Consider the following 12,349-nt stretch of genomic DNA (forward strand, 5'->3'; position numbering starts at 1 on the left):
TAACGTGCTTTTAAGTTTAAGAATAGTCTAAATCCTTAAGTTGATGGATGTGTGGTGCTACCCCATGCCCATCAACCTAGTAGAAGAGCTTGCCCCAAAAATGATATAAACAAACTTTGTTATTATAAAAGACATAAAACAATAAACACGTACTTCATATTTATTTTTGTTGTGGACGATAAAAAGCATCTACCAATTGATTGTACTCGCTTCTTGAAATCTTTTTATTATACAGTTTAATTAATATCTCTTTATGCGCTTTCGAAAACGCTATTTTATCAATAAATTTTGGATACATACAATTATTTTCTCCCCGTCTGATAAATTATTCTGTTGAATTTCGTCTATTTCCCCTGAATATTTTAAAAAATAAACCAACAATGTTTTATGAAATATTACATATCGAAATGATTGGATATTTTATAAGCGCTTACTATTACGAAAATGACAACAACCCTTCATTTCTCCTATGAAGAGGGTGAAGTAAAAACATAAAACCATTATATTTAAAGTTCAATCTACATGAATCGACATGAAAAGACTTTTTTAAACGAAATTATACATATCCAAATAAAGTAAAAATGTATTTAAAGTACCATTATATTATAATGAAGGACTTTGAAACTATTTTACTGAAAATGAGTATGGTGAACTTACGTCCTAAAAAGCGGTCTAAGTATCGCATTATACTAGGGACATGGTATTACTCTACAAAGAGGTACATTCAGTGGTTAGCAGACGGAAAAAAATATGCAAAAAGGTTTCAACAAGAAAAGCTACCATGTACAGCAATTCAACACCGAACGATACTGCTTCGTAAGCTCAAGGATGTAGATATGTGGTATCAACAGAATAAGGTTGTTAATTTAAAAATTGCTATTAAAAAACTAAATGGTATCGTCATTAGACCGGGAGAAACATTTTCTTACTGGCGTTTAATAGGTAAGTCTACGAGGAAAAAAGGGTATGTAGAAGGTATGATATTACACTATGGATCTTTTCAAGCAGGTATTGGAGGAGGTCTTTGTCAGCTTTCAAATTTAATATATTGGATGACTTTACATACATCACTAACAGTAACGGAGCGATATCGTCATAGTTTTGATGTCTTTCCTGATTCCAGGCGGACCCAGCCGTTTGGAAGTGGAGCGACTTGTTCCTATAACTATTTGGACCTACAAATAAAAAATGACACGGACCAATCGTATCAACTTCACCTTTATATCACAGATAAACATTTAGTTGGTGAATGGAGAACAGCCTATCCGCAACTTTATCAATATGAAGTTTATGAAAAAGAGCACTCAATTCAATCTGCGTACTGGGGTGGTTACATACGACATAATGTGATTCAACGTAGAGTATATAATCAACAGAAACAGTTTATAGAAGATCAATATGTAACGGAGAATCACGCTGTAATGATGTACGAACCACTATTAGCTTGTAATAATGAGGACAGTAATTGAGACTCCCACGACTGAAGTCGCAAGCCCTAATCCTTACGGATTAACAGGAGGGATTCTTGAATGACTAAACATTCGCAGCCCATTTCTGTTTTGAACAGCCTTCAAGATGAGGGCATCTCATTGCCCCTCCTCAACCAGACCATATAGGGCTTAGGCTGATTGACTATCACAGTTGCATAGCGAATATTCATCGCCCCAACGATATCACGATGTTTCTCAAACCCACATTGCCACAAACAGAAGTAAGTAAAGCCCCTTTCATAGAGGCTTTTACCTTTTGGGAAAATAATAACCATTATTTATATGTATAAACAAGAAAAAACGAAAATATATGATAATAATATCCAAAAAAGTAAAAATATCTTTTCAATTATTCTACTTATTGTTATAATTCAGTAAGTAAAAACAAATTTTGTTTTACAATTTTTATAAATTGATAGGGGGAATATAAATGGCTGGACAAATTCGTATGAGCCCAGAGGAGCTTAAAGCAAAAGCAGCTCGTTATGGTAACGGTGGTCAACAAATTGAGGACATTCTACGCGATTTAACAAACTTACAATCAGACTTACGCGGAGAATGGGAAGGGCGTGCATTCGAAGGGTTTGACCGACAATTTATCGAATTAGCACCGAAGGTAAGAAATTTTGCCCAATTACTACATGACATCGAAAGACAATTGAAGGATACAGCAGATGCTGTGGCTCGACATGATCAAGACTTATCCCGTAATTTTGGACTTAGCTAATTACGGTGATGTTTGTTAGTAGATTAGGGGATTTTTCATGCTTTACATAGTAACGGGCGCGAGTAAATTCTCTGAGTAGTGAGCCACGCAGCAAGTGCTGCGTGGTTTATTTATTGGGGTTATTTGTAAAAAAGGGAGAGATGCTGCCATTTTTCTTGGGATTATACTACAAAATAAATATAAATGCTTAGTAAAAAAAGTATAAGGTAGCTTGAAGTTTGTTTGCATCTCTCCCGCATTAGCGGATAGTAAAGCTCCTACTAATGAAAGTTTCACCTTATTGTGGGTATGAAAAGGAGCATCCGTTTTCGCGACTACTAGAAGTAAGCGAATAACAGTATACAGACAAAGAGTTTTACTAGCAGGAGTGGTGATGTGTGAAAAAAATAAAGTGGAGCATAGTATTTTTTATTATACTGACGCTTGCGCTGTCTACTGGAACATCCTTTCTAGCACTGAATCAAGTGAAGAAAGGAAAGAGTGATAAAGAAACACAAAAGATGACGGTTGCGCTGGTTAACGAAGATCAAGGTGCAAACCTGGGTGGCAAAAAGATTGAATTTGGTAATGAATTTATTACGAGTGTGGAAAAAGATAATAAGCACGATTGGTATGTAGTTAGCCGCGGGGTAGCAGAAAGCGGACTATCACGTAACGTCTATAATATGATGATCGTTATTCCGAACGATTTTTCCAAAAAAGCATTATCAATTGAGTCGAATGCGCCGGAAAAGGTGACGCTTAACTACAAGGTAAATACAACTGGTAATAATGATATAAAAGCAGAAGCAGAAAAAACAGCAAGTTCGATACTTGGAGATTTCAACAGCCGAATTATCGATGTTTATTTCGCTAGCATTATCGGAAACTTGCAAAATGCGCAGGATAACATTACAACTCTTGTAAAAAAAGAACAAACTTACACCGATGTGTACAATAAAGAGGTTCATAGCCCGCTAGCTGGTTACACACAGCAGTTTAAAAGTGTTCAAGATCAAACAGGTGTGGCGAAAGGCAGTTTTAAAGGGTTACAAGAGATTTTAAATGGGTTTAGCAACAATTTGAATGAAGGTATGAAATCCAATCAGACCAGTCAGACAGCTTTTGGTGATTTTAATAAAATGAAGGAAGCAAATGGCCTTGTCTTAAAGGATTTCTCGACACAGTTGACTCAGTTTGACCAAAGTATGAATACAACAGATATAATGCAACAATTTGCTAATTTAGAATTAGCGAATAAAGTAATTTACGATCAATTTCAGTTGAAAGAAGAGCAGCCTAATATTTTATCGGATTCAGCTGGTATGCAAAAGTATTTGAGTGATAACAGTGCGAAAATTCGCAGTCACAACACTGAGTTAGCAAATAGACTAGGACCAGAGCTTACGGCATCAATAACTGAAAAGCTAAAGCGGGAAATTTCAAATTCTTCTGAGGGTCATCAAGACGTGTATTTAAATAAATTCTTTGATGCACCGGATAATCGTGCGAATCAAAAGATTCAAGAGGCTATTAATCAGTTACCGTCATTAAATAAAGATGATATTCAAAACATTGGTTTATCAGATGGGACGAAGAAAGAACTGGAAAATGTTATTGATATCACAAATAAATATAATGCGGAAAAACTTTATACACCTGCGCGAGGTACAGATACTATTCCAATGGTGGAAATGATAAAAAAAATTAAAGATAATTTGACGACATCTGGTGTTGAAGTAAACGATAAAGCAGTATTGCCAGCTACGAAAAAAGAAGGGCAATATATCACATTAAATGTACCAGACGATTATGAAGTGACAAGTGTAAAACTGGTTATCGGAAATGAAGCAGATTACACAGAGGAGTACCTTGAAAATAAAAAAGTTGTTTTGCCAGCTACAGACAAAGGCGATTTCGAAATTAAAGCGACATTACGTTTAAAAAATGCTAAAAGTAATATTTCTGTCTTTGAGCCTGTAACTTGGAGTTGGAATTTGACACAAGAGGATACAGATTATGTCATTGATAATCCATCATCTGACATGAAACCAAAACCAACTGAACCGCCTATACTAGGTCAATCACGTACGATTACTTATCAAAATCCTTTGAAGAAGGTAAAAAAAAGTGACAGTCAAACGCAAAATAGTGGCAGCCAGCCAGGTGGAAGTGACAGTCAAACGCAAAATGGTGGTAGCCAGCCAAGTGGAAGTGACGGTCAAACGCAAAATGGTGGTAGCCAGCCAGGTGAAGGTGGCGGTCAAACGCAAAATGGTGGTAGCCAGCCAGGAAAAAGTGATGGGGAGACACAAACAGAACAGCCAGGAAAAAGTGATGGAGAGACACAAACAGAACAGCCAGGAAAAAGTGATGGAGAGACACAAACAGAGCAGCCCCCTAAAAAAGATGAAGAGACGAATACAGAAGGGGAATGGAAACCTGTAAATAATAATTACATTACTCACCAAGTTATGTCTTCGTTAGATTCGAATGCGACTAATAAGCTTATACAAGCAGTTGAAGATACGATTAAAAATTATCAAAAACTATCTAACATGTATAACTTGTATTACGGGTTTGAGGCATCAGCCGATTTACCGGAGAATTTTAATCAAAAATCACTTACGGATTTAACAGAATCACATCAAAATTCATTATACTACCTGTTCAACAAACGCGATGTGCTTGACTTATTAGCGGAATACATTGCTAAGCAAACGACAGAAGAAGTACAGCAACAAACAAAAGATTTGAAAGACAAAGTAGATGCTTATCTTCAATTGGTTGATGAAGCAGATAAAAATTCTACACATTTAACAGAAGTAATTAAGCAGACAACTGAGCAAGCAAACGCGATGAATACGAATCTTACGCAAACGTTAAAAAATTTAGCAACATGGCGTGAAACAAGCAATAAACTAATCGATCAACAAGGGAAAGTTGTGACAAATAGTGATGGTGAACAAACGGCGACGCTTGCGTTAGACGGGGAATTCAAGTCTATTTTTATACAAAGTCAGACACTCGCTGATCAGTCGAAGGGTAACTTAATATCAACTGACGATGTGTATAAAACGTTTGATAATATCGATGACCAGGCGAAAACGATTCAAGATAGTGGAGATTCGCTAGTTGGTCAGGCGACAAGGCTTTCGGGTGATCTAAGTAAGAAACTAATTGATGATAAAGATTACTTGAAAAATTTCACGAAAGTTCTCGCAAACAGTCGCGTTGGCGATCGACAAAACGAAAACTTATATAGCTTCCTTGCAAACCCAGTGCAAAAGAAAAACGATGGTGTTGTTGTAGCCGCAGATACGTTTACACCATATTTATTAGTACTGATTTGCTTCATTGTTTCTCTATTTACAGCTTATGTAATTTCAAACCAAGAACGAAAACGTATAGAAAAAAGTGCTTTTGAGGAAGAGATGTCATTGGTACTGAAAAACGTACCAACTACGGCTGTTCAAGTTGGTATTGGAATAGTTGAAGGGATTCTAATTGGCGGTATTTCAGGCTATTTATTGAAAATTAGTCATGCAGAATTCCCAGTATGGATCAGCATGTTTACCAGCATTATGTTAGTGCTAGTTCTCATTTCAGGCTACTTATTACGCCAAATGAAAATGGTCGGAATGTTTATTTTGCTAGCCACGTTTAGCCTGTATCTGTTCCTGACAGATGCAGTTGGGTTGAATCTTGATAAAATGTCGACTGCTGCTAAAATACGTGAATTTTCACCGCTTCAATATATTGAGATTATGATTACTGGTTTTGCAAACGACCGAGCAAATTGGCCGACTATTATGTATAGTTTAATGGCAGCTGTCGTTATTGGCCTTGTGGTAAACTTATTCGTCATACGCAAATACCGGGCAGAAGAAAGGGATGAATATGAAGCTGATTCTCATACGAGCTAGTTTCATTACTGTTTTTTTGTTGCTTTTTCTTGCTCCGTCGTCCCTTCACGCTGATACGGGCAGCTATCTTGATCATAACGGAAAGATGGATTTGAAAACGGATCGTGTGGAACAGATGCAACAGGAAAAAGTCGAAAAGGAACAAAAGGAACCCCAAGAAACTGAGCTTGAAAAACACGCACCAGACTTGTTTAAAGAACAAACAAAAGATGTAATTAAAGAGAAGCAGAAACAAATAGAGGGCGAAACGAAAGCTTTAAATGACTCATTGTTTGTAACATCAGACAAGAAGGATACAACTGTGAAGGACAGACAAAACAGCTTGTTTGCTCAAAATTATACGGTTAGCAACGCTGCTAACGCTGACCAAAACACTAATCAACTAGAAACGGAACCTATCAGCACACAAATGATAGGAATCCTATCTGGTGTAGTACTAGCAATTTGCTGCGGCATTTATGTTGTAATACGGAAAATTTGGCAGTAAGGGAGAAGGAAGTATGGCAGGACAAACACATATTAATGTCACAATTGACTTTAGTAAATGGGATAGCAGATTATATGATCTGCGTATCCCGACCCACCAGCCCGTCAAACAGCTGCTCATGAACATTGCTGAAGCACTAAAACTTGATGTGATAGAAGTTTCTCGCTGCGCTATTAAGGTTGTTAATAAAGAACTGTTACTCACTGACGATGATCGGTTAATTGATTATCAGGTAACGGACGGGGATATATTAAAAGTTTTGTAGAATTAAAATCTTTCTTTTTAGTTAGGTGAGAGTAACTGACCGTGCATAGAAGCGGTCAGTTACTGCTTTTGCCAAAAAACAAAGCTAGAAAGCAAGAGTGGATCACTTCTACATAGCAGCGACTTATATGTTGAAAAATCAAAATGAATTTATATAGAAAAGAACATGAAAAAGAGGAGTAAGAGACTATGACAGAGAGAACGATTCAGCTAGATTCGATGCAGTATCTATTTGAAACGACTGAGCATATACGGACATTGAAGTTATCGAAATCACAGACGCGTGTGAAGGACATGCGGCAACTGGAGTTAATCACAGAAAAATCTAACTTCTTTGTACCGGCTACAGTAGAAGATCATGAAGATATGTTTACATTTGAGTTCAACGTTAAGGGATATACAAAGGAATGGGAAGATGTACACAAACTAGGAAAGAACGATAAATTACGATTATTGCTTAATGTTGCTCGTTTTCAAGAGTGCTTACAAACGCGAAAAACTTTCTTCCTTCATCCAGACAATCTAGTATTCGATGACAATTATATGCCCTATCTAGTTTATCGTGGTATCCGTGATATTGTACCACCGTATCGCTTAGATGATGAGAAGTTTTTACGTCAGTATAAATGTTTAGTTGTCGCAATATTCTCGAAAAAATATAGTTTTGATGAATTGTATTCTGGTTCATTGAACAATGCAAAAGATACAGCATTCGAACGTAATGTCGTTGAGGTTGGTACATTTGATGACCTTGTAAAGTTGTTAAATGAGCATTACAGAAGAGAACAAACGACAACAGAGAAAAATATGCAGCTTGTGCCGAAAAAACGATTCCGTTTATTTAAACGATTATCCATTTTTATGATTGTTGCTTCGATTGTTCTCGCAGTACCGCTTGGCTATTTCAGTTTTGTAAAAATGCCGTATCAAAATAAATTGTTAGAAGCAGATAAGAATTTCTTGGCGACAGACTACGATAAAGTAATTAGCACTTTAAAGGAGCAAGATCCTGAAAAACTACCGGATGCATCTAAATATGTTTTAGCTTCTTCATACGTAAAGGCAGAAAAACTAACAGATGATCAAAAAGCAGCAATTATGAAGAATGTGAGTCTAAAAAGTGATAAAAATTATTTATTATATTGGATTTACAATGGGCGCGGAGATTTCTCTAAGTCTTTAGATCTTGCGAAATATATCGATGATCCGCAATTGATTATGTACGGATTAATTAAACAAATTGAACAAGTGAAAAATGATCCGAAGTTGACTGGTTCAGCGCGTGAAGAAAAAGTACAGAAATATCAGAAACAATTGGAAGATTACCAAAAAAAATATAATACAAATTCCTCAGATGACTTATCAAATAAGAACCCATCAGGAAATAAAGAGAACTAGACATCAAACGAAATAAAAATAAAAGAAACGGGAGATAGAGATGGTACAACTACTAACAATTAGTTACGGTAATCAACTACATAAATGTCATCTTAATCCGAAAAAACGTGAATTAGTCACAATCGGAAATGAATGGTCCGACACAGTTACTTACGCGGACTTGGAAACGCGTGTAGTGGTGAAGTGGGACGGCGAAGCATGGAAACTTGAGGATGAAGCATTACGTGCAAATGAACATGTGACTCTAGATATTACGAAAGAGAAACAAATGCATTTTTACTTAACGGATGCAGGAGAAGAGTATGTGTATGACATGGCGTCCAAGTATAGTATTTCGTTTGGCGCAACGGATCGCGATGATGTGACAATTAAAAATATGACAGCTGCTAACTTGCTGTTTATCCGTGAAACATTGGGAGATTGTTTTAAAGTCGTTGTGAATGACGGCTATGTATATCACAACTTTTTTCGCATGACTGGTGAGGCAATGCTTGAACCAGGCGATCAACTGTATTTTGATGGTATAACAATCAAAGTTGGGAAAGAAGATATTCAAATATTAGCTTCACCTAATCGCATTACATCAAAATTAACACCTTTAATGGAAGCTGATAATGATTTAGGTGATGAATATCCGAATTATCATCGTTCCCCGCGGATTATTTACCGTGAGCCAGAGGAAAAACTCACGATTGGAAAGCCATCTCACCTACCGTCAAAACCAAGTGAACAACTGGCACAGATGATCGTCCCGCCGATTGTGATGATCGTGTTGACTGTAGTCGTTTCAATCTTTCAGCCCCGCGGGATTTTTATTATCGCATCACTCGGGATGACAGTGGTAACAGTAATTATTGCATTAACCACATATTTAAAGAATTTAAAGAAATACAGAATTGATACGAAAGAACGGAATGAAAGTTATCAAAATTATTTGAAGCAGAAAACGCAAGAATTGTATGCCGCAAGTGAAGAGCAAAGGCACGCTTTAGATTATCACTATCCAAACATTGAACAAATTCGTGATATGGCAGTAAGAGTAGATTCGCAAATCTATGAAAAAACAATGTTCCACCATGATTTCTTGACATATCGGGTTGGATTGGGCCGCGTTGATTCTAGTTTTGAAATTCAGTTTAACGAAGAAGAGTTTACGCAAAACAAAGATGAATTAGTAGAAGCTGCAAGCGGCTTACGTTCGCAATATATGGGTTTAGAGAATGTACCAGTTGTGACCGACTTAGTGAATGGCCCAGTAGGTTATATCGGACAAAGAAAATTAGTAATCGAACAGCTGCAAATGCTCGTTATGCAAACAGCTCTGTTTCATAGTTATTATGATTTACAATTCATTACGATTTTCCCAGAAGAAGAAAAAGCAAGCTGGGAGTGGATGCGCTGGTTACCGCATGCGAGTTTACGAGATATTAATGTTCGCGGGTTCGTGTATCATGACCGAAGCCGAGATCAAGTATTGAACAGTTTGTATCAAATACTGAAGGAACGCAAATTAGCATTAGAAGAGAAAGGCAATTCCAATGAAAAAATGTATTTTGCACCTCATTACGTTGTATCGATTACAGATGAAAAACTAATTTTAGATCATAGTGTAATGGAGTTCTTTAACGAAGACCCGAGCGAACTTGGTGTATCTCTCATCTTTGTAGAAGATGTGATGCAAAGTTTACCGGAACATGTGAAAACAGTTATTGATATTCGCGATGCGAAAAACGGGAATGTTATCTTAGAAAAAGGTGAACTAGTGAATCGCAACTTTACGCTCGATCACTTCCCAGATGATTTCAACAAAGAAGAGCTCTCTCGTGCATTAGCACCGCTGAATCACTTGCAAAACTTAAGAAACAGTATTCCAGAAAGTGTTACATTCCTTGAAATGTACGGCGTCGAAAAAATTCATGAACTAAACATTAAGGGGCGCTGGGCGAAAAACGAAACATTTAAAAGTTTAGCTGTACCGCTGGGCTTACGTGGTAAAGATGACATCGTCAACTTGAACTTACACGAAAAAGCACACGGACCGCATGGATTAGTCGCAGGTACAACAGGGTCTGGTAAATCAGAAATTATTCAATCGTACATTTTATCTTTAGCGGTAAACTTCCATCCGTATGAAGTCGCATTCCTACTGATTGACTATAAGGGCGGCGGAATGGCGAACTTATTCAAGAATTTACCACATTTATTAGGAACAATTACGAACTTAGATGGCGCTCAAAGTATGCGTGCCCTTGCATCGATTAAAGCAGAATTACAAAAACGTCAACGCCTATTTGGCGAATATGATGTAAATCATATTAACCAATATCAAAAACTATACAAACAAGGCAAAGCGAAAGAAGCAATGCCGCACCTATTCTTAATTTCAGATGAATTTGCTGAGTTAAAATCAGAACAACCTGAATTTATGAAAGAATTAGTATCAACGGCACGTATCGGTCGTTCACTAGGAATCCACTTAATCCTAGCAACTCAAAAGCCGAGCGGGGTCGTAGATGACCAAATTTGGAGTAACTCCAAATTCAAATTAGCACTAAAAGTACAAAACGCATCCGACAGTAACGAAATTTTAAAAACACCAGATGCCGCAGAAATTACACTGCCAGGCCGCGCGTACTTACAAGTCGGAAATAACGAAATCTATGAACTGTTCCAAAGTGCATGGAGCGGAGCGGATTATATTGAAAACAAAGAGGACCAAGAACAGCTAGATACGACGATCTATGCGATTAATGAGCTTGGGCAGTATGAGATTTTGAGTGAGGATTTGAGTGGACTCGGAAACAAAACGGAAATCACAACTGTACCGACTGAACTTGATGCGGTTATCGATTATATTCATGATTACACAGAAGAAAATCGAATTGAAGCATTACCAAGACCGTGGTTACCACCGCTTCCAGAGAAAATATTCTTGCAAGACTTACATCCAGTAAACTTTAAAGAAGCATGGTCAGGTGAAAAGAAACCATTACAAGCAACAGTTGGTTTACTAGACCAGCCGGAACTACAAGCACAAACACCGCTTACGTTAGACATAAGTAAAGACGGTCACGTTGCAGTCTTCTCAAGTCCAGGATACGGAAAATCAACGTTCTTACAAACAGTTATTATGGATGTGACACGTCAGCATAGTCCGGAGCATTTGCATGTGTACTTAATCGATCTTGGAACAAATGGTCTTTTACCATTAAAAGGATTACCTCATGTGGCGGATACAATTACAATTGACGAAACAGAAAAATGCTTAAAATTGGTAGAACGATTAAATCAAGAAATGAAAGCTCGTAAGCGCATGTTAAGTCAATATGACGTAGCAAGCTTAGAAATGTATGAAAAAGCTAGCGGAAATAAAGTTCCGAATATCATTGTAGCAATTGATAATTACGATGCGGTAAAAGAGGCTAGATTTTACGAAGAGTTTGAAATGCTTATGATGCAAGTTGTCAGAGAAGGTGCAAGTGTAGGAATTCATACATTGATTAGTGCTGGTAGACAAAGTGCACTACGCATTCAACTATACAATAACATTAAGGTACAACCTTGTCTGTACATGATTGATCATAGTGAAGTATCAAGTATTGTAGGACGATCTGATATTAAGATTGAAGAAATTACAGGACGTGCACTGATAAAACTAGAAAATCCTACATTATTCCAAACAGCATTACCAACAACAGCAGAAGACGAATTGCAGCAAATTCAGTTGTTACAACAAGAAGCACATGAAATGGATGAAGCATGGCAAGGAGAGCTTCCTAAAGCAATTCCAATGATGCCAGAAGTAATTGACTTAATGACATATCGTAACCATAAACAAGTGAAACAAGCATTACAATTAGGACAAATTCCAATGGGTCTTGACTTTAAAGAAGTGGAAGTTGTTGCCCATGATAGTGCGGTAAATGACCACTTAATGATTTATAGTGTAGACGATAGTATAAGAAAACAAGTCGTATCAAGTATCATTTCTCAAACGAATAAAGACTATTTTGAAAGTGTAACGTTAGTAGATACAAGCGAATACGGATTTGTTCAATATAAAGAGAATGTGACCCAT

The 12,349-nt window shown here is 37.0% G+C and carries 7 protein-coding genes; all 7 read left to right on the forward strand.

Annotated elements, in window-relative coordinates; translation table 11 throughout:
• Positions 1–638: 638 nt before the first annotated feature.
• Positions 639–1,469: a VanW family protein gene (locus CQZ94_RS28785; RefSeq protein ID WP_105588183.1), complete on the forward strand. Its 831-nt coding sequence runs from the start codon at positions 639–641 to the stop codon at positions 1,467–1,469.
• Positions 1,470–1,920: 451 nt separating this feature from the next.
• The gene (locus tag CQZ94_RS28795) at positions 1,921–2,217 is read left to right on the forward strand and encodes a WXG100 family type VII secretion target (RefSeq protein WP_000918583.1); all 297 of its coding nucleotides are present in this window, start codon (positions 1,921–1,923) and stop codon (positions 2,215–2,217) included.
• Between the two features lie 377 nt (positions 2,218–2,594).
• Entirely contained in the window at positions 2,595–6,122 is a 3,528-nt protein-coding gene (gene esaA, locus CQZ94_RS28800) for a type VII secretion protein EsaA (RefSeq protein WP_105588184.1), read from the forward strand.
• Positions 6,097–6,609, forward strand: coding sequence for a type VII secretion protein EssA (gene essA / locus CQZ94_RS28805; protein ID WP_105588186.1), 513 nt, complete (start codon positions 6,097–6,099; stop codon positions 6,607–6,609). Before esaA ends, essA begins: the two co-directional genes overlap by 26 nt.
• 13 nt (positions 6,610–6,622) lie before the next feature.
• The gene (locus CQZ94_RS28810) at positions 6,623–6,874 is read left to right on the forward strand and encodes an EsaB/YukD family protein (RefSeq protein ID WP_000918627.1); all 252 of its coding nucleotides are present in this window, start codon (positions 6,623–6,625) and stop codon (positions 6,872–6,874) included.
• 188 nt (positions 6,875–7,062) lie between these two features.
• Positions 7,063–8,271, forward strand: coding sequence for a type VII secretion protein EssB (gene essB, locus CQZ94_RS28815; protein ID WP_002191637.1), 1,209 nt, complete (start codon positions 7,063–7,065; stop codon positions 8,269–8,271).
• A 40-nt stretch (positions 8,272–8,311) separates the two neighbouring features.
• A partial coding sequence (essC, locus tag CQZ94_RS28820) for a type VII secretion protein EssC (protein WP_105588185.1) occupies positions 8,312–12,349 on the forward strand: 4,038 nt, incomplete at its 3' end.

Origin of the sequence: Bacillus sp. MYb209 (assembly GCF_002975175.1) — a bacterium.
In the GTDB taxonomy this organism is placed as follows: domain Bacteria; phylum Bacillota; class Bacilli; order Bacillales; family Bacillaceae_G; genus Bacillus_A.